Origin of the sequence: Teredinibacter purpureus (assembly GCF_014217335.1) — a bacterium.
Taxonomy (GTDB): domain Bacteria; phylum Pseudomonadota; class Gammaproteobacteria; order Pseudomonadales; family Cellvibrionaceae; genus Teredinibacter; species Teredinibacter purpureus.
Genome location: NZ_CP060092.1, coordinates 2,339,969 through 2,365,763, shown reverse-complemented (window position 1 = coordinate 2,365,763; position 25,795 = coordinate 2,339,969). Strand labels below are relative to the sequence as shown.

The 25,795-nt window shown below is 46.7% G+C and carries 16 protein-coding genes and 1 pseudogene; 11 read left to right on the top strand and 6 right to left on the bottom strand.

From position 1 onward, the window contains the following. Positions 1 to 31 precede the first annotated feature (31 nt). Positions 32 to 10,078, bottom strand: coding sequence for an RHS repeat-associated core domain-containing protein (locus H5647_RS10205; RefSeq protein ID WP_162926353.1), 10,047 nt, complete (start codon positions 10,076 to 10,078; stop codon positions 32 to 34). Between the two features lie 228 nt (positions 10,079 to 10,306). Between H5647_RS10205 and H5647_RS10200 the strand changes: the two are divergent. From H5647_RS10200 to H5647_RS10185, 4 genes and pseudogenes are all read left to right on the top strand, one after another. After that, positions 10,307 to 11,331: pseudogene (locus tag H5647_RS10200) on the top strand (IS5 family transposase). Positions 11,332 to 11,555: 224 nt separating this feature from the next. Further along, complete coding sequence (gene tnpA / locus H5647_RS10195; protein ID WP_045858327.1) at positions 11,556 to 11,849, top strand: IS66 family insertion sequence element accessory protein TnpA; 294 nt, start codon at positions 11,556 to 11,558, stop codon at positions 11,847 to 11,849. After that, positions 11,792 to 12,202 carry an IS66 family insertion sequence element accessory protein TnpB gene (tnpB, locus tag H5647_RS10190; RefSeq protein ID WP_082087022.1) on the top strand — a complete coding sequence of 137 codons (411 nt, stop codon included), beginning with the start codon at positions 11,792 to 11,794 and terminating at the stop codon, positions 12,200 to 12,202. Before tnpA ends, tnpB begins: the two co-directional genes overlap by 58 nt. A gap of 23 nt (positions 12,203 to 12,225) precedes the next feature. Continuing rightward, on the top strand, positions 12,226 to 12,609 hold the full coding sequence (locus H5647_RS10185) for an IS66 family transposase (RefSeq protein ID WP_045858325.1): 384 nt from the start codon (positions 12,226 to 12,228) through the stop codon (positions 12,607 to 12,609). A 279-nt stretch (positions 12,610 to 12,888) separates the two neighbouring features. Here H5647_RS10185 and H5647_RS10180 read toward each other — a convergent pair whose 3' ends face one another. From H5647_RS10180 to apbC, 4 genes are all read right to left on the bottom strand, one after another. Continuing rightward, the gene (locus tag H5647_RS10180; protein ID WP_045858323.1) at positions 12,889 to 13,716 is read right to left on the bottom strand and encodes a SpvB/TcaC N-terminal domain-containing protein; all 828 of its coding nucleotides are present in this window, start codon (positions 13,714 to 13,716) and stop codon (positions 12,889 to 12,891) included. A 532-nt stretch (positions 13,717 to 14,248) separates the two neighbouring features. Beyond that, positions 14,249 to 14,860 (bottom strand): hypothetical protein, encoded by a 612-nt coding sequence (locus H5647_RS10175; protein WP_045858322.1) that lies wholly within the window; start codon positions 14,858 to 14,860, stop codon positions 14,249 to 14,251. A gap of 297 nt (positions 14,861 to 15,157) precedes the next feature. After that, positions 15,158 to 15,727 carry a dCTP deaminase gene (dcd, locus tag H5647_RS10170; protein ID WP_045858320.1) on the bottom strand — a complete coding sequence of 190 codons (570 nt, stop codon included), beginning with the start codon at positions 15,725 to 15,727 and terminating at the stop codon, positions 15,158 to 15,160. A 95-nt stretch (positions 15,728 to 15,822) separates the two neighbouring features. Further along, a complete protein-coding gene (gene apbC, locus H5647_RS10165) occupies positions 15,823 to 16,911 on the bottom strand; it encodes an iron-sulfur cluster carrier protein ApbC (protein ID WP_045858318.1) in 1,089 nt (362 codons plus the stop codon). Between the two features lie 220 nt (positions 16,912 to 17,131). On the opposite strand from apbC, the gene metG reads away from it, so the two are divergent. The 7 genes from metG to H5647_RS10130 all read left to right on the top strand — a co-directional run bounded on the left by metG (position 17,132) and on the right by H5647_RS10130 (position 25,109). Next, positions 17,132 to 19,162: a methionine--tRNA ligase gene (gene metG / locus H5647_RS10160; RefSeq protein ID WP_045858315.1), complete on the top strand. Its 2,031-nt coding sequence runs from the start codon at positions 17,132 to 17,134 to the stop codon at positions 19,160 to 19,162. A 99-nt stretch (positions 19,163 to 19,261) separates the two neighbouring features. Continuing rightward, positions 19,262 to 19,837, top strand: coding sequence for an electron transport complex subunit RsxA (gene rsxA / locus H5647_RS10155; RefSeq protein WP_045858313.1), 576 nt, complete (start codon positions 19,262 to 19,264; stop codon positions 19,835 to 19,837). A gap of 5 nt (positions 19,838 to 19,842) precedes the next feature. Beyond that, positions 19,843 to 20,445, top strand: coding sequence for an electron transport complex subunit RsxB (gene rsxB / locus H5647_RS10150; RefSeq protein WP_045861282.1), 603 nt, complete (start codon positions 19,843 to 19,845; stop codon positions 20,443 to 20,445). Next, on the top strand, positions 20,442 to 22,721 hold the full coding sequence (gene rsxC / locus H5647_RS10145) for an electron transport complex subunit RsxC (RefSeq protein ID WP_045858311.1): 2,280 nt from the start codon (positions 20,442 to 20,444) through the stop codon (positions 22,719 to 22,721). The genes rsxB and rsxC overlap by 4 nt, the downstream gene beginning before the upstream one ends. 2 nt (positions 22,722 to 22,723) lie before the next feature. Continuing rightward, positions 22,724 to 23,758 carry an electron transport complex subunit RsxD gene (gene rsxD, locus H5647_RS10140; RefSeq protein WP_045858309.1) on the top strand — a complete coding sequence of 345 codons (1,035 nt, stop codon included), beginning with the start codon at positions 22,724 to 22,726 and terminating at the stop codon, positions 23,756 to 23,758. A 3-nt stretch (positions 23,759 to 23,761) separates the two neighbouring features. Next, positions 23,762 to 24,394 carry an electron transport complex subunit RsxG gene (gene rsxG, locus H5647_RS10135; protein ID WP_045858307.1) on the top strand — a complete coding sequence of 211 codons (633 nt, stop codon included), beginning with the start codon at positions 23,762 to 23,764 and terminating at the stop codon, positions 24,392 to 24,394. Positions 24,395 to 24,398: 4 nt separating this feature from the next. After that, entirely contained in the window at positions 24,399 to 25,109 is a 711-nt protein-coding gene (locus H5647_RS10130; RefSeq protein WP_045858304.1) for an electron transport complex subunit E, read from the top strand. 17 nt (positions 25,110 to 25,126) lie between these two features. On the opposite strand, the gene H5647_RS10125 is transcribed toward H5647_RS10130, so the two are convergent. After that, positions 25,127 to 25,750: a ParA family protein gene (locus H5647_RS10125; protein ID WP_045858303.1), complete on the bottom strand. Its 624-nt coding sequence runs from the start codon at positions 25,748 to 25,750 to the stop codon at positions 25,127 to 25,129. Between the last annotated feature and the right edge of the window lie 45 nt (positions 25,751 to 25,795).

Sequence of the window (25,795 nt, the reverse complement as noted above, 5' to 3'; positions counted from 1 at the left end):
GCTCAATTGGGCAAGTCCATGTACAGGCTTTTTAATAACACTTATATTTTTCACAAGACTGACCACGTGACGAGCCCGGCTGAACACCCAAGGACTGCGCCCGCGTTCTGCTTAAAGTTTTCATTCCCGCCCCGGATTGATAAAATCGAAGTTCATTTTGATACCTTAAAGTTACTCTCATATTGGGGAAAGCCCGAAGATAGATAGGATCACCAGAAACACTTATGTCAGCGGGTGAAAATATTGCAGTCGCCGTGTGGTGATGATGAATTACCTCAACGGTATAACCCGCTTGATAAACTTTGGTCGGATTAAACGTTACCCCATACGCATCATTAGTTGTCCCTACATCAGTCATAAAATATTGCCCATCACTATTTTTAACAACAAATCCCATATATTCGTATTGGCCGTTTGTTTTATTGTATTCGTTTTGAACTACAGTATCTAACGCCCTCATTGCGCCTTCTTCCGTAGCAAACGGTATACTTGTATCAACAACTGGTTCAAATTTTCCCTTTTGTGCAACCTCACCCTCCACAACCTCCAACGCCGACTTCAGCGTCGGATCTTCTACCAAATTTCCACTTGGCCCATTATCCGAAGCCAATAAGGGCTCGCCCTGTTCGTTAAAATACCCCGTAACGTTTCTACCAAACCTCCCCCCAGAAGCATCAACCACCGCATCGGCCCAGCCCTGATCCACTTCACCAGTAGCCGAATCAACAAATGAATCAGACAAAAAGAAGGTTTGTGGAGAACCATCGTCATAAGTCAGGGTGACATCATACCCGCTTGAAGATTCGCTATACACGTCATATATCGGCATCGCCCGTTGCATATCCGGTGGCACACGACACCCCATATATCCACTCGGGTCGGTCATGTTTAGCGGATTGTTCCACACATACGAATAACGGTTCAAGCTGCCCAGTACTTCTGGCGCCTGTATGATCGGGTCGGCCTGAACAAACCTTGCCAGGTGGCTGTCGTAGATGCGCCCGTTCATGTGAATAATGTCGGCGCCATCAATCATTTCATGCCCAGTAAACCCGCGGGAGGTGATGGGCTTGGCGGCCTTGGCAAAACTGTTCAGTCCCCCTTCTTCTAACGCTGCCCAGTCGCTTGCATTTCTGCGCTTACCCCAGGGGTCGAAGGCCATGCTCTGCACCGGCAGCCCGAACTGATCAACAATATGGGTGATAGACCCGAGGTGATCACGCAGCAGGAAGTGGAGCTGCTGGCCTTGTTCGGAGGTTTCGGTAAGATCCAGCGTGTGGGTGACTTGTGCAATGCCACCTATTGTCCGCTTCCACTCAACCGCATCGCTGTAATAGATTTTTTCTGTACCTCCCAGGTACAGGGTGGTGGTGGTTTTATTACCCGCAGTGGTATCGACCCGCTTAAAGCGCTGCCTGTCCGGACCATAGCTGAATTGCACCCTTCCGGCAGAAGTGCTGATTTGGCTTATCTGGTCTGCAAGGGTGTAGCTAAAGCTACGTTTAACTTCGTTATTTTCCCTTTCATATAGCAGATTACCGTTGTTGTCGTACAGGTAGCTAACATTGCCTATCGCCGTGACAGCATGGGGGCCGGCATCGTTGGCGGCGCTAGTGTTGCCTGTTCCGTAGCTGTATTGCGCGCCCTCGGCAACGTCTGTTTTGCTGAGGATGTTGCCAATGGCATTGTAGGTAACTTCCTGAGTTCCGCTCGCATCGCCGCTTAGTGTGTAGTACCGGAGGCGATTGAGGTTATCGTATTGGAACTGCTCCTTAATGTTTTGCGGCCTGTCTACGCGTTCTCCCCAGCCGGTTTCCTCCCGGTACACCACATTGCCCACTGTGCTCCAGCGCACATTCAGGTTTTGTATGGGATTGCCAACGGCTGTGCCATAGAGGTTGCTGGCCGTTATATTTTCCACCCTGCCCGTTCGCGCATTGTAGGTGGCGTTGGTGGTTATCACGCCTTCACCTAACACGGCTTGCGTTACATTACCACGGGCGTCGGTTTCCTGAATTTCATAGTAATGGCGAACCGGTTCGCCCGCTTCGCTCACGCTGGCATCCACAAGGGCCGATACATACCCATAACTGTTGTACAAGGTTTTTACGCCATTATGAGTAAAGTCTTCTCCTTTTCGACCGGCATCGAAGCTTTGCCAGATTCGCCCGTATTCGTCGTAGGTTGTTTTGCTGAAATGACTGATTTCGCTGCCCACACCCTGTATCACCGTTTCTGTAACAGTATTACGACCCAAAGCATCGTAGGAATAGATGCGCTGGAAGCCTGAATCCGATATATATTCATCACTCAGTTTGCCCAAACCGTTCGCTGCAAGGTCGTATTCCCAATAGCTGGTAGTGCCACTACCGGTAGCGCTACAGTCACTGTTGTTATTGCTGTCTATCCGTTGCGTTGCACGGCCTCTTCCATCGTATATGTATCGTTGCGTTTGACCTTTGGCGTCCGTTTGGCATTCCAACTCACCAAAGACTGTGTAGCTATAGGCCCAGGTACCTTTATCTGGGTCCGTCATGCCGGTTTTGCGCCCGAGCGCATCGTATTGAATATGTGTACTGTTCCCTCCTGTTCCGGCATCATTCATCAGGGTCAAATTACCGTAGACATCGTGCTCATATTGAACGATGTTGCCATCGTGATCCTGAACACTGGTTAATTCGCCTTTCACATTGACCGTTTTTGTTGTGAGTTTGCGCTCTGGGCTGTCAGAAACGGTGATAAACCCGCTATATCTAAACCGCGAATATGCACGAGCGCCCGTGCTTTCGCCCTCATCGTCGACTACATGGAAAGCGTGGTTGATACGCGTTGGACGACCAAGCAGGTCGTAGACCGTGCTTGTCCATACTCCGCCCCCCTCAGAAAGAGCATCCCCCTGAGAAAGGGCATAAGGCTCTGATTGATGGCGTATTCTGTCCAAACTGTCATATTCGGTATCGATAACCGACCAGCCACCGTTAAAACTTTTTGTTAAGGTACGGATGTTACGGCCTCGCATGTCTTCACACACACGAGTTTCGCTGCCACCAGCCATTGTTTGAGCACGCAGAATGGTAGCGCTAGCAGGACATAGACTTTCTGGATCACCCCCAGCATCATAGGCGGTATTGATAATAGCGTTACCCGTATCATCAGCGGTAAAAACAGGAATGCCGTAATTTGATGTACCTACAACACTGGTGAGAACGGCTCCATTACCCAAATGGGTTTGCGTTTCTGTTGGTGTACCGAAGCGGTCACGGCTTATCACTTGGGTTTGCCATTGCACAGACAGATCCATTTCTGCAGCAAGACTCTGGTAATAATCCGAACCCCCTGATAATTCACCCGCACTCTGGCTGAATACGCCATAAACAGCCTCTACATAGCGCCCTGCCGGATCATATTGCGTGAAGGGTGATAAACGATAATCTGATTGATTTACGTCACTTGCCAAAGAGAATTGAAGGTTGCCATTTTCATCGTATATAAAGGTGGTGGTTACGGCCAATTCGACACTATCCGGTTCTACTGTTTGGTTGCACAGCAAGCCTTCGAGTTTGTTTGCCGCATAACCAAAGCTGCTACTAAAACACTCTCCATCTCTGTCGTAATAGCTATACTGGGTTGCGCGGGTTTGTGTTTGCACTTCTGCTGATGGGCGGTGCGTCGCTACCGACTGGGTTTGTAACAAACCCCAAAATTTATCTTTATCGTCAGCACCGTAGGTATTGGTAGTGGTAATTCGCTCAAATAACGTATTAGCGCTATCGTATAGCGCTTTCTGTTCTTCAATGATATTTCCAAACACATCAATATCAATAACTTCATTTTGCTCACGCAAAAGCAAAGCGCCTTGAACGGTACCGTTTTCAGCAAGGTCATATTTGCTTTGATCGACCTGTTTTTCGTAGACAAGCAGCGCCCCCAAACTGGCGCTTCCACTTATTTGCGAGGTTTGCACCCAGTCGCTCTGAAATCCGCTAATGGATGAGATAAAAGCCGACTCGACTAATTTACTTCCCGTATCTGTAAACACCGACTCGAAGCGCTTTTTACCAATGAAAGGCCAATCCTGCCGATAACCTGTAACGGTAAGCAATGCAGAGCGTGAATCAAATACCGACACCTGCTCAAAACCAAGAAACCCTCTGCCTCCTGCCTGTATACGCGCACCGCTATAGGTGTACTCTTGCTGTTCCTTATTTTGCGCGGAAATAGCTCCAGGACCTACTAATGCTTTTGGAACCGAGCGACTCAAATTAACGACCAAAGGCAGTGCACCAGACATTTCCCATACAGGTATCCGACTGTGGGCTGTCGTCTGCTCCAGAGATGTTTCTTCCGATCTTAAATTGGCAAACGGATCGCCCAGCTCAGCGTACATCTCGTCAGCAGAAAAGGATCTATTTGTAGAGTAAAGAACACGCCCTGTTCTTATTTCTTCCCTGCATTCAGACGCCCCAGGCGGAACCTCTGAACATAAGGGGCCGCTACCAAAACCAATAACTTCTTGCGAAGCGGTTGTTATAACAGTTTCGCCAAATCCGATGTAGCTATCTGACCGGTTCATCTTTTCATATTGAACACTCACTTCTTCGCCATCGCCCAACATTACTTTGTAAACAAGGTCAGATACTGTTTGATCTTCACCTTCGTAAAAATACTCGCTTCCGGTGGTGCTATCTGTGCGCAAGCGGTCTACCTGCCCATCTCCATTAATGTCTATAAACTGATTTATAACCTTGCGTGTATCATCAGCAAATAAAACACTATAACCCGACTCGTACCCCTCTTCATCCCAACGCTTAAGATAAACTTTACCTGAGCTCTTGACTTGCCATATCAGATCTTTGTCTCCGTCATTATCCCAATCGACAACTTGCAGATTAAAGGTGTCTGATTGAGCAAGATCATCCGTTTCAAAAGTTCCCGGAACAAAATCGTTTTCCGTCAGAACATTCACCGCCGGCAAAAATTCACCTTGCCTATCAGTACCAAGCGAAACATAAACGTTTCTAAACCCCGTACTACCGTAGTACGCGGTGATGGTATCCGTGAAAACGATATCGGATATACCATCGCCATTTATATCTGAAGTGGAAACCACACCACCGGTCATTCGGTTCGAGGAGGTTACTGACTCGCAATCGTAGTAACCGCTAAGCCCAACCCTCTCAAATGAATATGGACCGTTTTGCCACAAAACCGAGCTGACGCTCAACTCCGGACTATTAAAATCACCCGTTATATTTGCAACAAACAAATAATCTCTAAATTTACAATCAGCATATACACTGGTCGGCCCAAGGTTTTCTTTAAAGTGGGCAAAGCCCACGAAATCCAGCCGTCCATCTCGATTGAAATCACCGCTTGCCAGCCAGTCGACTTCTCGAATAACCGGATCACCTCCTACATACCCTCGAAAATCAAGTTCTTCATCCGTACCACTCAATACCGCTGAATTATTTGCCGGTACTTTTTGTTCCGAAAATCTGTAAGGCAGGTTACTTGTTACACTTTTTGCAGGATCTCTTTCAAGGTAGTAGAACTCCATTGCCCCATCACCAGGGCCTTTAACAGCATCTATCAATCCATCTGTATTCAGATCGGCAAACTGAAGCCTGCCGCTATTGGACGGCATGACAAAGTCTGTCATTTTCTTAAGCTGCCATTTATCGTTTGTATATACCGATAAAAATAATGACCACTCCCCAACAGACATACTGTTTACGTGATCGGATACAAACACCGCTATATCCATTCGCCCATCGTTGTTAATATCCATCGGTTCTAGCTTAACCTTTAACGGTACCCAACTAGAGCCCATTCCAAGGCTGTAGGGCGATATAGCCTGTCCGTTTTCAAAATTTTCCTCTACAAACACACCTGCATCGGATTGAACAGCATATTTCAAGCCGTTTCCTGCCTTATACCAAATTAAATCTTGCAGGCCATCTCCATTTATATCCGCGAACGCTTTTACATAATCAGGCACCATATCGGCAGATTCATTACAATTACATACAAGCGCTTCCCAGCCACCTAAATCAATACTGCTTAACGCTGTTGTCAAATTTAGTGTGGGCGCTTCAACCCGCTCAAATTCAATAGGCGCGATACAATTTGTTGACGATATACACTCCTCAATAGAATCTACATGACTCTTAACATTTGATAATTCCACACTTTCTTCATAATTAATTTTGTAATATCGATAAATATCTGCTTCGCTGGAGCCTGCGTTTGCGTAGACAAATATTCCAGACAACCTTTTAAGCTCATTGAACTGATAACCACCCACATACCGATATAATTTATCTGGCCTGTCACTATACTCAAACTCAACATGTGCATTGTAAGATTGCACACTGAAAGCCGGATCAGCACTGCCATAGGCATAATAAATACTCGACAAGCGATGCCCCGTTACGTCCTGATTACCATATTGATAAACAATACTATTTCCGGCTTTATTTTTTGTTTCTGACAATTTCCAGGTGAGCACCTGTGAAGCATTTGAGCCTGCGAGTTCATCCTGCGTAACAAGCTCCGAATTATGCAGCCCCTCACCACCATATAGATAAATTGAACCACCTCTATTTTCAACACGAAAACGATCCGGATGCCCCCTCGTTCCACCCAATGAGTACACTTTATTCAGGGAATCAACCGCTGTTTTATATTCCGCACCGACCGCACCGTATGTATCACCAGATACCAGAACCAAACGTTCGCCATTTAAACAGAAGCGATCACTATCACTCCAATCAATGGATTGAGCATTTCTCTCGAAACTCAGCGTCTGCCTACAACGACTTATTGCTCCAGCCGCACGTAATGACCACCCCTGGCCAACCAAACCATTACCTGCTGCGCTATCATAATTTAATGATACTGAAGGACTATAAGCGGCTGTGCCTTGGGCGACATTCAACGAAATGCTGTATGTAAACGACCCGCTTGGTGATACAGAAGCTTCACCTTTAAACTTGAGCGTTTGATCGGTGGCATTTTTTTCTACGTCACTTACCAGTGCGGGACTGGCTAGAACTGGAGATACTGGAACTTCAACATGCCCATCTTCGGAGCTTGCTATTATGAAGACACGAGATGAGACTTTCGAATCGATACAAGTTTCACTAACCGTACATGCCCGACTGTAATACTCGTAAGCGCCGCTTGAATGGTTTGCTTCCCACTGATGAAGCCCCTTGCCGCTTGACGATGCTACTTCATTCCACGACTGAGTATCGACGCGTCTTTCAAACAGCGCACTCGCCCCTTTAAAACTTTCGTACGCTACTGTGTATTTTTCACCTAAAGAACGATTCGCTGATAATGTCGGAGCGCTAATGAAACACTCAGGCTTCCTGATAATGGCCGATATTGAAGCCGCACTATTATCACTCCAAGCTTCTTCTATTTTATATCTCGCCAATACTTGATACTGATAATCTCGACCAGCCCCAATACCTTGTAGGTCAAACTGTGTTTCCACTACATCCTCTGCAATAACTTGCCAGTTAGGACTCCACGATGACGCACCTACTGATTTCGACGATGACGCACCTACTGATTTTGACCTTTCTTTAATGGTATAGCGATTTGCACCGTTAGACGCCCCCCAATTGAGGTCGAACTCCGTATCGCACTCTGGGTCTGCATCTGAGAACGAAATCGACCCTGGAACTTCAGGCGTTCGTACCACCGATACTTTATATATATCTGATGAAAGACAACCTCCCTCCGTATTAACACCTTCGCTGTAACACCCCCTTGCATAATACTCGTATATGCCCGAACCCTTCGCGCCTGGAACGACATAAACACCCGTTCCCCCCCCGGTTTTCACCGACACCCACACCCCACCAACCTTTCGTTCAAATAACTCGCTTGTTTCAAAACCAGTGAAATCAATCGAGTAAATTCCATCTTTACTTACCGGATCGTCTGATGAAGGCGCCGCCAAATTAGTAGGACATTTAGGTGGGCCGATGAATCCAGAATAGAGAGCATAGGCACTCATATCGCTTACATAGCCACCTATAATAGATTGAGCGCCTATACGAAATGTATAGCTTATCCGTGAATATCCGGCGTCGAGATCTATTAAGGGTTTTTCATTACTGTTTGTAACCTGAGCTACAGTTGCCCAAACATTTTCATATTCTGAATTCACAAGAAGCTGAATTGTGTATCTAACACTGTCCGACATGGTTCCGTCCCATGCCAATTTAACATCGTCCCAACAGTTAGGCATAACCCCGGAAATTCTTAAGTTTGATGGCATTGATGGCGCTTTAACAACGACTTGCTCTACATCTTCTGAGTTAAAACATGACCCCAACTGAGTACAAGCCCTTACAAATATTTTGTATTGGCCGTTCGACAATCGAACAGACACTGCTTTATTTGATGAGCCGGAATGCGTTGCCAATACGCCTGTCGATCCATCGGAAACCTTTTTATAAAGGAGTTCATTAGTACCGCCAAACCCTTTAAAGGTGATATCGAATACACCATCATAACTGGGTTTTTCTCCAATTATCGGCTTCGGGGGATTCTCACAGGGCGGTTTCAACTGCACCGCTGAAATTTGCCAACCGCTGTAATCACTATGCTCTCCTTGCAGGATATACCTAGACTTTACCTGATACTGATATTCCCTATTAGCGGGAAGCGACGACGGTATATAGCTCAAACTATTTGTTGGAGAATAACTACCCGCGTTGATATCCGTTGCTTTAGTTGTCCATGACGACCACATACCACTCGGCGCACGGGCTCGCTCTTGCACTTGATAGTGGGATCCCACACTTGCAGCCCCCCATGAAAGCTCAAAATTTGTATCGCATTCCATGGACGAATTTAATGGGAAAAACTGGACAGCTCCTGGTATTCCAGGAATTTTTACCACCTTGACACTAACACTTCCTGAGTTCTCACAACTGCCGCCCACATTACACGCCGTTAAGTGGTAAGTGCTTAGGCCGTTATCTTCCGAGCGCTGCACAAATTTAGCTCCAGTACCGCTAGCGGTAACCAGTGCAGCCCCATTTCTATACAAAGTATTTGTGCCAGAGAACCCGTTATACGTTATTCCCACACTTCCAAATCTAGAAACCAGCGTATCTACTGTTGGCTTGGGAACAACCATTTTCGCCGTAACCTTAACTCGGGTTGAATCCAAGCAGGTTCCCTTTTTCGTACATCCTGTTACATAGTATTCATAAATACCATTACCCTTGGACAAACTAATTTCTTTTGAACCCAGTCCACGTGACGTTCCAACAACTTTGGTTACTCCGCCCGAAATCTCATTAAGCTTATTAGCACCCGTTCCACCATTGAACGAGATAGAATAATCTCCGTCCGAAGAAATCGTAGTCGAAACAGAAGGTGGTTGCGGACTCCGGCACAAAAGTTTAGTTTTGACTGACGAAAGCACCCAAGAACTATACCCGCTGTAATTTCCATTTGGAGTTAAATACCGGGCAGCCACCCTATATTGATAGTCATAACCTGCATCAGAAGCCGGAGCCCCGTATGATGTCTTGTCAATATTTGACGATACATTGCTCCAGGAACTCCAAGAACTCGATGAATTTTTTCTTTTTCTTTCTTCAAGCGAATAGCGATTTCCACCTGAAGCAGACGACCAGCTAACACCAATGGACTGATCACAATCCAGCGTGCCACCGGTCAAAGTAATAGTGCTAGGTGCGCTGGGTGTTTTCGCCACCTCAATGGCCGACACCACACTACCAGAAGTGCTACTGCATCCAGCTCCTTGATAATATATTGAGCGACGACATACATGCAGGAAATAGCTGTATTTACCATTACTTTTGTTGGTTTCGGTATAACTTCCAGATGTACCGCTTCTTAGAAAAGTTCCCGATGAACTGGATCCTCTATACAATTTAACCGTTACATCTTCATAACTCGTGGGGCTTTCATAGCCCGACCAAGTGATTGTATAAGTCCCATCGTAATCGACTTTTCCTCCGTTCGCACTACCGCCAAGGTTAAATGTACCAGCATTAACTAACGCAGACGCAAAGAATAAAGCCACTCCCAATAGAAAAATTCACAACGAACCGCATATAAAATCCTTTATGTATTTCATAACAAAAACCTAAACAACCCCCTAACACAATCATCATTACCAAAAAATATCAATACAACAATTCATTAAAATAAAAACCAGCCACTATTCAACATCGAACAGTTTATAGGAACCTCTGATTAACCTATCAAAAATGCGATAATAAAAACACCTCATAACTTAAGCCCGAATGATATGAAACAACAAAGCCTTGAAGCCAGTGGATTTGAAAAATACCGCAAGAAAACGCGTAAAGAGATATTTCTGGATCAAATGAACGAGATTCTTCCCTGGGAAGAGCTTTGTGAAGCGATCGAACCCTTTTATCCCAAGGCATCCAGCTTGGGTGGGCGCCCAACGATTGGTATAGAGCGCATGCTACGCATTCATTTCTTGCAGCATTGGTTTGAATTGTCTGACCCAAGTGCCGAAGAAGCACTTTATGATTCACGAGCTATGCGACAGTTTGTCGGTATCGATTTGGGCAAAGAGCCTGTTCCTGATGAAACAACAATGTGTAAATTTCGTCATTTAATGGAACGTCATAATTTGGGCGGTGAGTTATTTCGGTTGGTGAATGCGTACCTTCAAGAAAATGGCCTTAAGCTCAACCGCGGCACCATTGTGGATGCCACGATTATTGATGCACCACGCTCGACCAAAAACAAAGCGCGTCAACGAGATCCCGACATGAAATCTACTCAGAAAGGGGGGCAATGGTATTTTGGTATGAAAGCCCATATTGGCGTTGATAGTCAAACAAAGCTAATCCATTCCGTACGGGTAACGTCCGCGAACGTTCATGACTCACAAGTACTTGGGGATTTACTTCATGGAGAGGAGCGGCGCGTCTATGGTGACTCGGCCTATACGGGACAAAAATCGCAAATAAAGGCCAGTGCACAACATGCCAAAGACTTTACTCATAAGCGTGGTCGTCGCAATCACCCACTTACAAATAAAGAGCGCCAGGAAAATCGTAACAAGTCAAAAATTCGACCACGGGTAGAGCATTTGTTTGGTGTAATCAAACATCAATTTGGTTTTCGCAAAGTGCGTTATAAAGGTTTGGCTAAAAACGCACAAGCGGTATTTACGAAATGTGCATTAACCAATTTGTTTTTGGCTAGACGTCATTTAATGACAATTTAACAGGCGAGGTACGCCTGAAAACGGCTTATCGCCTCAATGGCGATAAGAAAACGTTAATATTTAGCTGAAATATTGTGTGCTTATAGATTTAAATAACGTTTGTAGGAACTCTCGGGTTAATCAGATGTTCCTATACAAAAAAAACATTCATTTGCTTTATAAGAAAAAAACATTAATTTATCTTAACAATACAACAAAATAAAAACTTAAGTAAGCGCCAAACCAACCACACCTTATCGAGACCTCAATAACCCGATATTCTAATGCCTCCCATAACACCGAAGGAGGCATCATGAGAAAATACCGTAAATACGATTGGCCAAAGCTAATTGTAGATTTTGAGGCTAGCGATAAAACCCAAACTCAATTTTGCAAGGAGCGTGACATAAACTCACGCTATTTCAATCAACAGCTACATAAACACCGCAACCAAGATAAAACCAAGTTCATCGAGTTGGAGGTCGAGCCGCAGCAAACGGCCACCGCAAAAACCAGCCTAATAATCGTCGTAGGTCGATGTAAAATCGAATGCCCTACCAGCATGCCGTTACAGCCTTTTACGACTCTAGTGCACAGTCTCGCATGATTAAGTGGTCAAACTCCATCAACGTTTATTTGCATCGAGACCCTGTGGACTTCAGAAAAGCCATTAACGGTCTATCGTTGATCGTATCAGATGATATGGCGTTATCGCCTTTTGACCGCGCCATTTTCGTTTTCTGTAATAAGCGCCGCTCTCAGCTCAAAGTACTTTATTGGGATGAAACAGGCTTCGTTCTCTGGCAAAAGCGCTTAGAGAAAGAGAAGTTTAAATGGCCAAAGCGCTCAAGTAGCGAAACCATAAAAATCGATAGTGAACAATGGCATTGGCTATTACGCGGGTTCGATATCACACAAATAAAACCTCATAAGCAGCTCATCTATAGTGCTGTAGGATAGGTATTTTGGTATAATCCACAGCCATGAATGACGTGGCGAAGCTAGAAAAAGAAAATGAATTATTGCGAGAAGAGCTTGCAAGGCGTGATGTGCAAGTAGAATCGTTAAAGGAACAAATCCGTCTTTTTCTTCATAAAAAATTTTCCGCTTCCAGCGAAAAAATATCACCAGATCAACTCGGCCTCTTTAACGAGGCTGAATCTCTCGCCGAAGATGTATCCACTGAGGATGAATCGGTAACAACAACCGTAAAATCGCACGAGCGAAAATGCAAGCCGCATCTGGGCGGGCACCCACAGCATATCCAAAAACGACTTTTGCATGTTCTACCCCATTACGACTGTAGGCATACCGAACTTCCGTTGGGAAATGTTCACTCTCCAGCACAGAGTAGAAGTATCGAATAGGGTTTGAAGTACTATCTTTAAACTCTTGGATTTTCCAGGATAAAACCTTATCCAGTTGCGCGTCCCCGCTTGCGTTATAGGCCGTTTGCTCGGAATTATGAGCACCCTCTCCTCCATAGTAGGTAGTAGAACCATCTTTTGCGCGCACACTAAAATAATCGGGCTCTCCCAGCGTACCGCCTATTGCAGTAACTACGACATAGGAGTCTACTTCTGTTCGATACAGGCTGCCTGGTGCGCCGTATTCCCCACCACTAACCAGTAACAATCGCACGCCATTTAAACAAAAACGATCGTCTGCCCCCAAGAAATAGGCTTCGAGGCGCCATCTTGGAAAAGCGTTTGACGGCATCGGGAAATTGACCCAAACCCACCCAATGACCACCCTTTACCGGCAATACCGTTGCCTGCCATACTGGAATAGTTAAGACTGATTCCAGGTGCAACACCCGCCGAACCAGCAGGAGCAACGATAGGTATTGAGTAGGTAGCCGCACCACTTTCATCCACCCTGAACGAACCCCCTAAAGATTGAAGCTTATCGATAGCGATGCGTTCCTCAGCCGTTACTATTGCACTTGTTGCAATACGTGCGCTCGGTGGAGATTCAATATTTTCTGGAGGCCTTTCATTGATAGTTGCAGTGAGAACACCCGTATCACTCCCCAGCAATGTCACCGACTGACCAGATGTTCCGAGCGCTACGGCGACTATATCGGGCAGGCCATCGCCATTGGTGTCTGTAAAATAATAATCGCTGTTTAATTCACCCAGCGTATAATTGCCGAGGCTGGATTTTGATAACACAAGTTCGGTTACTGTTCCGTTCGAGCCTTCGTAAACAACATAACTACCTTCGTTGGCAACGGAGAGTGGTATGGCGATTTCACCGTGTATTAATACAAAAGTATCTTTGCGGTGGTAGTAAACATCGCCCGCCCTGCCGTCATCGTTAAAATCGCCATAATACACTTCGTATGCATTTTCATTTAGCGTGTCGCCAAAGGCAAAGGCGGAGAGGCATACCGAGAATAATGCCGCGACTACACGGTTAATTCCGTTTACAGGAAAACTTTTTACTGCGCGACAAAGTTCATTCTCTGGCATTACCCTCTCCTAGTATTGGTAGTGGTTGTTCGAACAATAACCCTACAAATATTTAGCGATAAATTCATATTGATAGTGGGTACGGGTATTTTGCTTGTTGGGCCTCAGCCTTACCTTTTTTAGCGCCTAGGCTGTTGGAAGCAATCCGTTAGAAGCCAAACGTTATATCTGTACATTTTTCGAACTAAAGGTTGGTGGCGATGGCGTAAAAAAACCGGTGGCGACACCTTTCAGTTAAGTAGGTAGTGAGGTGGAATATTCGGCAAGCACGTTTAACACGTATTTACGTAGCCCATCCATGGTGCTGTTTTCAGGTTGTACTAAAGTTCTTATAATATTGTTTGCTGATTGAGCGTATACACGGCCGATAGTATTATCGCCTTTGCCGCGATTACAATGCACCGCAGCTTCGGGTATTTGTTTTTACTTTTAGCTATGATATTTATCACACGAAACCAAGAGTACGACACCTAAACGGCAATGTGCTCTTGCGCACGTATAAGACACATTAATTAAACGAAAGCCCTGGCGACTAAGCTCGCCCATAATACATGTTTAGTATATTACTCACACACGCCGCCGCTTGTGTGAGCGCCAGCCCCACAGCGGCGGGTTCTTGTTTTATTGCGTTCAGCTCGTAATAGTCGGTAGTACATGTTCCGTTTTGTACGGCGGTAGCGGTGTTAAAACTGTTAGCGGGAGTATTATTCTGTGCTGGTACTTTTAGGGTAACCACTATTTTAACCGCGTCGTTAAATCCCTCTTTAGAGGTAGTAACAAATTTAAGCTCTTCGAGAGTTACGGCAATATCATGCGCAAGGTTGTTGGCTAACGGTTGCAGTGCCAAGCGTATTGAGCGCTCTATAGTGATGTCGGTTTTCGCGATGTTTTCACGTATTTTTTTGGCAATCCCTTCATCTATAGCCACGCCAATGGCGATACCCATAGGCCCCATTGATGCCGATAACATGACGCCTGCGCCCGCACCTTTCCCCGAAAACCCTACTCGAAAATCATCTTCTACTGCTACGGTAACTAACGGCAATGGGGATTTTTCTGTTTGAATAACGCCACACGATTGCTGGAACAAAAAAAGCATACCGATACATAGCGTACGTGTTAGCGCGACCACAGCTTTAGCCATAAAAATACCTTTTATCTATTTCGAAAACCGCCATTTGAACACGGATAGAGTTTGGAAAGAAAGAGAAGGGCGTTGCCCTCTGCACTTAAGGCGTGAATATTAAACAGCCACCCGCTAGACATTTGTCTGCGTTTTTTTGACTGAAAATGGAAACGCATAAATCCGAAAATTACAGGGACGCACCCGAGCGTTGAGGTCATGCAGCCACAAAAAAACGCCGACCCGTTTCCGCATCGACGTTGTATTTATGGCTCACTATTCACATGCTTTATTACCGCCAGCCAACCTTAAACCGCACTAGGTTTTTGGAAGGGTTACACCTGTTTGGCCTTGGTACTTCCCACCGCGATCTTTATACGAGGTTTCGCACGGCTCGTCGCTTTCAAAAAACAACATTTGAGCAACGCCTTCGTTCGCGTATATCTTTGCCGGCAATGGCGTGGTGTTGGAAAACTCCAAGGTAACATGGCCTTCCCACTCGGGCTCTAAAGGCGTTACATTCACGATAATACCGCAACGCGCGTAAGTAGATTTACCCAAGCACACCGTTAAGACCGAACGAGGAATACGAAAAAATTCTACCGTACGAGCCAATGCAAACGAGTTTGGCGGAATGACACACACGTCACTTTGAATATCGACAAAACTGTTCGCGTCGAAATTTTTAGGGTCTACAACTGCAGAGTGGACGTTGGTAAAAATTTTAAACTCATTGGAGCAACGAACATCGTAGCCGTAGCTGGATGTTCCGTAAGAAATAAGCCGTTTATCGTTACTATCGTAACGCACTTGGCCCGGCTCGAATGGCTCGATCATGCCTTCATTTTCTGCCATTCGGCGAATCCAATGGTCGGATTTAATACTCATGGTGCTTCTCTCTACTTGGGCGCCAAGGGTTAGGTTGACGAATTTAGTTGCGGGGATAATAGTAGCGGCTGCGCTGCATCGCAAGCTATGCGATTCTAATCATCTGAAAAAGAAATTTCTGGGCCTGCGCTGCCCACCAATGACTGCTCCCACAGTGCCATAGCCACGCTATTGGCAATGCTTCGATACTCAAGGCTAATAGCCGATTCAGGCTCGGCAAATACGGGCGGGGTTCCGGCATCGGTTTGCTCTCGAATGGAGCGTGTAAGCGGTAACCGGCCTAGTACGCCCACACCATACTCAGCCGCTAACGCTTCGCCACCTTTTTCGCCAAAGATGGCTTCTGCATGGCCACAGTTAGCGCAGATATGCGTAGCCATATTCTCAACAACACCGAATACCGGAATATTCACTTTATTGAACATTTCAATACCTTTTCTCGCATCCAGAAGCGCAATATCTTGTGGGGTTGTCACAATTACGGAGCCCGACACAGGTACGGCCTGCGATAGTGTCAACTGAATATCACCAGTACCGGGAGGCATATCGATCACTAAATAATCAATATCGACCCAATGAGTATTTTGCAGTAGCTGCTGTAAGGCACCACTTACCATTGGCCCACGCCATACCATGGGCGTTTTGTCCGTAACGAGGTTACCCATAGACACCACATGCACACCTAACCCATTAATAGGTTCGATCATATTGGGGCCGTACATTTCGGGCCGTTTATCGGCCACACCTAGCATTTGAGGCTGACTAGGGCCGTATATGTCGGCATCGAGCATGCCTACTTTCGCACCCGATTGAGCAAGCGCTAGCGCAATATTGACCGCGGTAGTAGATTTAGCCACCCCACCTTTGCCAGACGCAACGGCCACAATATTCTTAACGCCCGGCACGCTGCTGACGCTAGCCGATTGCAGAGACTTCGCTGGCAGTACTTTTACCTCTACACCAACCTCGATGGTGTCCTGCGGTAATGCGGCAACGGCATTCGCCACTAAAGCCTGAAGACGCTCGGTGAGGGCCTCACCGTTTACGCCCTGTTTGATTAGTATTCGAACAGCACCTTCGTGGGTCGCCACGTCGCAGATGGTGCGTAAACTTTGCCCACCCAATTCTGGTAAAGCAACGCTCTGTAAAGCGGATTGAACTTCCTGCAACAGGTCACAACTCATGAAAACTCCAACAAAAAAGGTTTGAGGCGGAATAAGGCAGGCAAATTACCACCGCTGCGCGTTTGATTCAATTTACACACCCTACTACTCACCTTATTACGCGAGATAATCCCCACCTGAAGGCGGAAAATTCGCCAATTTAGTGGTATAGTTCCGCGCCCGAAAAGCCCGCCAACAGTGGGCATACATTCTTTACACCGGCAGCGATCAATAAGCAACCATGACTGAACAACGCAAAATTCTCGTAACAAGCGCCCTCCCCTACGCCAATGGCTCTATTCATTTGGGGCACATGGTCGAAACCATCCAAACGGACATTTGGGTGCGCTTTCAGAAATTGCGCGGTCACCACTGCACGTACGTATGCGCTGACGATGCCCATGGTACCGCCATTATGCTTAAAGCCGAGCAGCTCGGCTTAACGCCTGAGCAGCAGATTGCTAAGGTGAGTGCCGAACACCAAGCTGACTTTAACGATTTTTTAATCGAGTTTGATAATTACCATTCAACACATTCAAACGAAAATAAAGCGCTTTCCAGCCATATTTACGAACAACTCGTTGCAAACGGCCATATTGCCACGCGCTCGGTCACACAGGCATTTGATCCTGAAAAAGAATTATTTCTCGCCGATCGCTACGTAAAAGGCAGTTGCCCTAAATGCAAAACGCCCGACCAATACGGCGACAACTGCGAAGCTTGTAGCGCGACCTATTCGCCTATGGAGCTTATCAACCCTGTTTCCGTTATTTCGGGCGCGACACCCATTGAAAAGAAATCGGACCATTTCTTCTTTACCCTACCGGAATTTACCGATTTTTTAAAAACATGGACACGCGCTGGCCACTTACAAGATGAAGTTGCCAACAAGCTTGCCGAATGGCTAGATAGCGGTTTACAGGAATGGGATATTTCGCGCGATGCGCCCTACTTTGGGTTTGAAATACCCGAACACCCTGGCAAATATTTTTATGTATGGCTAGATGCACCCATAGGCTATATGGCCAGTTTTAAAAACTTGTGCGATAAAAACGACACATTAGTGTTCGACGACTATTGGAAAAAAGATTCCACCCACGAGCTTTACCACTTTATTGGCAAAGACATCATCAATTTCCATGCGCTATTTTGGCCAGCCGTACTCAGCAGTGCAGGCTTCCGTACCCCCACCAAAGTCTGTGTTCACGGTTTTCTTACTGTCGACGGTAAGAAAATGTCTAAATCTCGCGGCACGTTCATCAATGCTAGAACCTATTTAGAACACTTAACGCCCGAGTACCTGCGCTACTATTACGCCACAAAATTAACCAATAGCGTTGATGACTTAGATTTAAATCTAGACGATTTCGTTACCAAGGTGAACTCGGATTTGGTTGGCAAGGTTGTGAATATTGCCAGCCGCACGGCCAAATTTATTGCGAAATCGGGCGGCACCTTATCCTCTACCATTGCAGACGAAAAGTTGTGGAATACTTTTGTAGCCGCGGACCCCATTATTGCAGAGGCCTACGAAAATAGAGAGTTCAGTAAAGCCATGCGCGAAATAATGGCGCTAGCCGATGCCGCGAACGAATACATTGCAGAACAAGCGCCGTGGAGTTTAGCCAAGCAAGAAGGAAATGAACAAAAAGTATTGGATATTTGCACGTTAGGCATTAACTGCTTTAAGGCATTAATGACCTATTTAAAACCCGTATTACCGTCTACGGCCTTAGCGGCAGAAACCTTTTTAAATACCACGTTCGATTGGTCTACCCCTCTTTCGTTTTACGGCGAACATACTATTAACAAATTCAAACCTCTTATGGTTCGCGTTGAACGCGAAAAGGTTGACGCCATGATTGAAGCAAGTAAAGACGAGGCCCCGCACGCAGAACCGCAAGCCGCCACAAACGATACGTGGCTTGATAAAGAACCCGTAGCCGACGAAATTGAATTTGCTGATTTTGCCAAAGTAGATTTGCGCATAGCGCTTATTGCGAACGCAGAGCATGTAGAAGGTGCCGACAAGCTCCTACGCCTCACCCTGGATTTAGGGGGTGACTCTAAAAACGTTTTTGCCGGTATTAAAGGCGCTTATAAGCCTGAAGATCTAATAGGTAAACATACTATTATGGTCGCGAACCTTAAGCCACGAAAAATGAAATTTGGTTTATCTGAAGGCATGGTGCTGGCGGCTGGCCCCGGCGGCAAAGCACTATATATTCTCGAGCCACACGCAGGTGCAGAGCCTGGTATGCGCGTAATGTAACCGCCTATATTTATTCGCGCCGCACCTACGGCTAATACACGCATTCGCTTACAGTTGGTAAACCACCACTTATCGCGCTAATTGACACAAGAGAGCAGCATGACCGAATTTGCGGTTATTTTATTAAGCACAGTACTGGTTAACAATTTTGTGCTAGTTCAATTTTTAGGGCTGTGCCCTTTTATGGGCGTGTCCAATAAACTGGAAACGGCCATTGGCATGAGTACCGCCACAACCTTCGTGCTGACGCTTGCGTCCGTGTGCAGCTACATGGTGTACGAATGGGTATTAAGGCCGCTGGACTTAACCTATTTAAAAACCATTTCGTTTATTTTGGTTATTGCAGCGGTTGTGCAGTTTGCAAAAATGTTTATCGAAAAAACCAGCCCGCTGCTTTACCGCGTGCTGGGTGTATTTTTACCCCTTATTACCACCAATTGCGCGGTACTGGGCGTTGCCTTACAAAACACCAATAAAGCCCATAATTTTCTCGAATCGACTTTTTATGGTTTTGGCGCTGCCGTTGGTTTTTCTCTGGTACTTATTTTATTTTCTGCCATGCGCGAAAGACTCGCCGTAGCCGATGTGCCTGATGCCTTTAAAGGCGCAGCCATTGGCATGATAACCGCGGGCTTAATGTCGCTAGCCTTTATGGGATTTGCTGGCCTCGTATAATAATGATGATCGAACTACTCCTACAATACCCTATTCTCGGCGCTCTCATTGCGCTTGGCTCTATGGCCGCCATTTTTGGCGGTGTACTTGGCTTTGCCGCTATTCGTTTTAAAGTAGAGGGCGACCCACTCGTAGAGCAAATAGATGAGCTGTTACCGCAAACCCAATGTGGTCAATGCGGCTACCCAGGTTGCCGCCCTTACGCACAAGCAATCGTTGATGGCGACCCTATTAATAAGTGCCCTCCCGGTGGGCACACCACCATCGCGGCGCTCGCCAATTTATTGGACGTTGAAGCGCCCGCGCTCGATGAAGAGCACGGTGAAGAATCTGAAGTTAAAAAAGTGGCCTACATCCGCGAAGACGAATGCATCGGCTGCACCAAGTGTATACAAGCCTGCCCTGTAGACGCCATTTTAGGCGCGGCAAAACAAATGCACACAGTGATAGGCTCTGAATGTACCGGTTGCGATTTATGTGTAGAACCTTGCCCCGTTGACTGTATTGATATGTTGCCAGTAGAACACGGCATTGGTAGCTGGAAGTGGTCGTTGCCAACACCCACCAACATTATTGCAACTGATAAAAATCAGGAGCATGCGGCATGATTAAAGTATTTAATATTCACGGCGGCGTGCATCCAGCGGAAAATAAGCATCAATCCACCGGCGAAGCTATTGGCACAATTCCATTGCCAAGCGAAATTATTTTACCGTTGAACCAACATATTGGTGCGCCAGCACAAGCCATTGTGAGCGTAGGCCAAACGGTACTCAAAGGCGAAAAAATTGCCGATGCCGAGGGTGTCTTCAGTGCTACCGTTCACGCTTCAACCTCCGGTACGGTTGCGGCCATTGAAGACAGGCCAATTCCCCACACCTCTGGTATGAAAGCACCCTGTATTGTGATTACGCCCGACAATACCGACACATGGGCAACACTCTCACCCTGCGAAAATTTTGACGAACTAGAACATCATGTGCTCGTGAGTAAAATTCGCGAAGCCGGTATTGCCGGTATGGGCGGCGCGGGTTTCCCAACAGCGGTAAAACTTAACCCCCGAGCCGACAATAAGATTGATACGCTCATTTTAAATGGCACCGAGTGTGAACCCTATATTACCGCCGACGACATGCTGATGCGTGAACGCGCCAGCGACATTATTGCGGGAGCACAACTATTAGCCATACTGCTGGATAACCCTGCCACCCTCTTAATTGGCATTGAGGACAACAAACCCGAAGCAATAGCGGCCATGCGAAAAGCCGCCACCGGTACCAAAATCACCATTGTCGTCTTCCCCACAAAGTACCCCTCGGGTGGTGAAAAACAATTAATCGAAATTCTTACGGGCAAACAAGTCCCGAGCGGCGGCATACCCGCCCAAATAGGGATTGTTGTGCAAAATGTAGGAACCGCTGTTGCCGCCTACCGCGCCGTACGCTTTGGCGAACCCCTTATCAGCCGAGTAACCACCGTTGTGGGTGAGTCGTTACAATCACAACGTAATATTGACGTTCTGCTCGGCACGCCGGTCGAACACATACTAGAGGCTCATGGCTGGCAACAAGAGCAGTGCCCGCGCTTAATTATTGGCGGCCCAATGATGGGCTTTACGCTGCTAGCTCCTCGCGCGCCGGTGATTAAAACCACGAACTGTATTCTTGCGCCTTCGTTATCTGAAATGCCCTCGCAACCGCCCGCTCAGCCGTGTATTCGATGTGGTATGTGTGAACAAGCGTGCCCTGCTAGCTTGCTACCTCAACAATTATTTTGGTATGCCCAAAGTGAAAATTTTGATCAGCTTCGCGAGCACAATCTTTTCGACTGTATTGAGTGTGGTGCCTGCTCGTTTGTATGCCCCAGCAATATCCCCTTAGTTCAGTATTATCGCGCTTCTAAAAGCGAGATTAAAAACCTCGATGCAGAAAAGGCCAATTCAGACCGCGCTCGTTTACGCTTTGAAGCAAGACAAGCGCGCATGGCGCAAGCCGACGCCGAAAAAGAAGCGAAACGCGTGGCCCGTAAAGCCGCCGCCGAAAAAGCGAAAAAGATGCAAGCACAGAAGGCGGCCGCTGGCGAAGTTCCAAAAGATATTGTGAGCGAAGCCGTTGCCACGGCGAAAACCAGCGCACAAGAAATAGACCCCGCAAAAGAAAGCGCAAAACTTGAACGCGCAGTTTCCAGTGCAGAAAGCCGTGTAGCGCGCGCAGAAAAATCCATTGCCGAAGCCATTAGTGAAGGCACCGATAACGCTCGAATTGAATCGCTTCAGGCAAGATTAAAGCAAGCGCAACAAAAAGCAGCCGAAGCAAAAGTAAAACTCGACACCTTCACGCAACAACAAACATCGGTGGACAAAAGCGCGAAAACAATCGCCAACAAAATGGCCGCATCGCCACGCGCGCAACTGGAAAAAACCATTACGACCTTAGAGAAGCGTATCACCACCGCACAAGAAAAAATTATAGAAGCCAAAACCAATCATTCGCCCACGCTTGGCGCGCTGGAACAAGGTGTAACTAAACTCACAGAAAAGCTAGCCGCTAATCAAAAAGAGTTATCTGCACTGATAGAAAACACCCCACCCGACACTTCAGCCGATAGCCGCGCCGCTACCGATGCCGTACCTGCGAAAAACGCCGCCTCAGCGGCCATTGAACGTGCAAAAGCTAAAGCGGCCGCGCAAGCCGCTATGTCGCCAGAAGAGAAAATTCGCGAGCAATTGAAATCGCTAGAGGCGCGCGTTGCAAAGGCAACGTTAAAACTACAAAAGGCCGAAGAGGAGAACGACGAGCATATTGATGCCTTTCGGTCGGCCCTCGAAAAGTTAAAAATTAAGCTTGCCGCCACTCATGCCGCAATAAAAGAAGGTACCGTCTAACAATGGCTTTTATTAAAGTGAGTTCACCTCACGCACATAAACCCGGCAATACGGGTTCGGTCATGAAAACCGTGCTACTGGCTACCGTTCCGGGCATCGCTATTCTCAGCATGTTTTTTGGTTATGGAACATTGCTAAATATTGTTATCGCAAGCGCCTTTTGTCTCGCATTTGAAGCCGCGTTTCTCACGCTACGCAAAAAACCCGTTGGTTTTTATTTACGGGATTTGAGTGCGCTACTTACCGCCGTTCTATTGGCCCTTGCTCTACCGCCATATTCGTCTTGGTGGCTCATTGCCACTGGTTGTTTTTTTGCCATTGTTGTCGCGAAACAACTGTATGGTGGGCTCGGTTACAATCCGTTCAACCCTGCAATGGTTGGCTATATTGTATTACTGATTTCATTTCCACTCGAAATGAGCCAGTGGCCAGCGGCAGTTTCCACACTCACAGAGGGCCAAACTCTGCCTGGCCTTGGGCAAGCTCTTCAGCACGTATTAAGCTATGAAAGCTTAGACGGTTATACTGCTGCGACTGCGCTGGATGTTTTAAAACAAAATAATAGTCTAAGTGTGTCGGAGCTTTACCGCGAAGACACGAGTTTTCTCGCCGGTCGCTGGGCCGGAGCTGGTTGGGAATGGGTCAATATCGCGTTTTTGATCGGTGGTATTTTCTTGCTCTATAAAAAAATATTTACCTGGCACGCCCCCATATCGATGCTGGCAAGTCTCACCGTTTTGTCTGCATTATTTTACGATGGCGGTAGTTCCAGCAGCGCCGGTTCTCCGCTTTTTCATCTGCTCTCGGGCGCCACTATGCTCGGCGCATTTTTTATTGTAACGGACCCCGTAACCAGCGCCGTGAGCAATCGAGGCAGAATAATTTATGGTGCCGTCGTTGGTGCTCTCGTATTTATTATTCGTGTCTGGGGAAATTATCCCGATGCCGTCGCGTTTGCCGTGCTACTGATGAATTTTGCAGCACCCTTTATTGATTATTACACCAAGCCAAAAACATATGGCCATAAAGCAGGTTAGCGCGTGTTAGGACAATCCATTAGTAAAAACAGTTTTATTTTAGCGGCTTTCGCGTTGGTTACAGCGGGCATTCTCGCTACAACCTATCAATCTACGGCTGATCGTATTGCCGCTGCGGAACGAAAAGCCGCGCAAGCTGCGCTACTAGAAATAGTACCGCGTTCACGGCATGACAACGATATGCTCGACACGACCTTCCCCATTCCCGCTCAATTGCTGGGTGAGCTGGGTTTAAAAGACGATGCCGATATTTATTTAGCCTTCAAAGAGGCGCAACCCGTTGCCGCGATTATTCCCATGATTGCACCTGACGGTTACAGCGGTGATATTAAACTTATTGTTGGCGTAAATTACGACGGCTCTGTAGCCGGTGTACGCGTGTTGGCCCACAAAGAAACACCAGGGTTAGGCGATAAAGTTGATTTACGTAAAAGCCCTTGGATTTTGAATTTTGACGGAACATCACTACACAACCCTACCGCAAAACAATGGGCGGTAAAAAAGGATGGCGGCGATTTTGACCAGTTTACCGGCGCAACCATTACACCGCGCGCGGTAGTCAAACGGGTAAAACTGACGCTGGAATTTTTTAACCAGCACAAAGCGTTACTCTTCCCGCAAGCAGCGAGCGAATAAGATAATGGCTAATTATAAAGAAATAACGTCCAATGGTTTGTGGAAGAACAACCCAGCACTGGTTCAGTTATTGGGCTTATGTCCCTTGCTAGCGGTGACAGGGTCTGTAGTAAATGCGTTGGGCCTCGGTATCGCAACCATGCTCGTATTAGTAGGGTCCAATATTGCCGTTTCGCTTATTCGTCACGCAGTGAGCGATGCCGTTAAGCTACCGGCCTTTGTAATGATTATTGCAGCATTTACAACATGTACAGAACTGCTAATGCAGGCCTTTACTTATGAGCTGTACCAAATTCTAGGTATTTTTATCCCGCTAATTGTAACCAACTGTGCCATTCTCGGGCGCGCAGACGCGTTCGCCTGCAAGAACCCCCTACTCCCTTCGGCGATTGATGGCTTTATGATGGGCTTAGGGTTTTTACTGGTGCTTGTGACCATTGGCGCACTGAGAGAAATTCTTGGCGCAGGAACGCTATTCGACAATATGCATTTATTGCTAGGTGAAAGCGCGCGCGCTTGGACGCTGACCCTGTTCGGTGATAACTACAAAGGCTTTTTGGTCGCAGTATTACCCCCCGGTGCTTTTTTCATTGCGGGGTTATTAATTGCGATTAAAAACATGGTCGATATTCAGTTGAAAAATCAAGCGTCTAAAAACAAGGTGAAGGCCACGAAAGGCGCTAAACGAGTCAGAACAACCGGGCACGTCGCGTAGAGTCTTTTCAATAAAGATTAGTGCTCGGCTTGTAACCAATCGAGCAGCGGCTGCCATTGCGCAACTTCAACCGCAACACGCCCTGGTGGTAAATCAAATATTGTTAGCCCTTTGTCCATCGCGCGCACATATATTTGCGTGTCACGTAACGTTGCGATCAAGGGTAGCTCCACCCTCTCCATAAATGCCATTAACACCTGAAAATAGCGGGTGTTCACACGCGCTCGATTAGCGACCAAACCGATTTTTATTGATGATTCCATAATTCCAGTGCGGTACAACCCCATAATAAATCGTAGGCACGCTTTTATGTCCGTAGGCGATGACAAAACAGGGATTAATACGTGGTCACCGTCATGAATAATATCTGCCACATGCTCTAGATCCCATGCAGCAGGCATATCATGCAAGACTAATTCAGCACCGTTAGTGTCGCAGGGTTCGTCTAAGGCCGTGGCAATAAGGCTAATGGCGGAATAGTTTTTAGGCCGGCTCCCCAGCCAATCAGAACTTGATCGCTGAGCATCGTGATCCACCAACAACACTTTTTGCCCTGTATTCGCAAAATAAGCCGCTAACTGTGTGGTGATGGTTGTCTTTCCACATCCGCCTTTTGGATTGGCAATAAATACCTGATTCATACGGCTGAGTGAGTCCTTGAGGGTTGTATCTCGCGAGACGAAAGG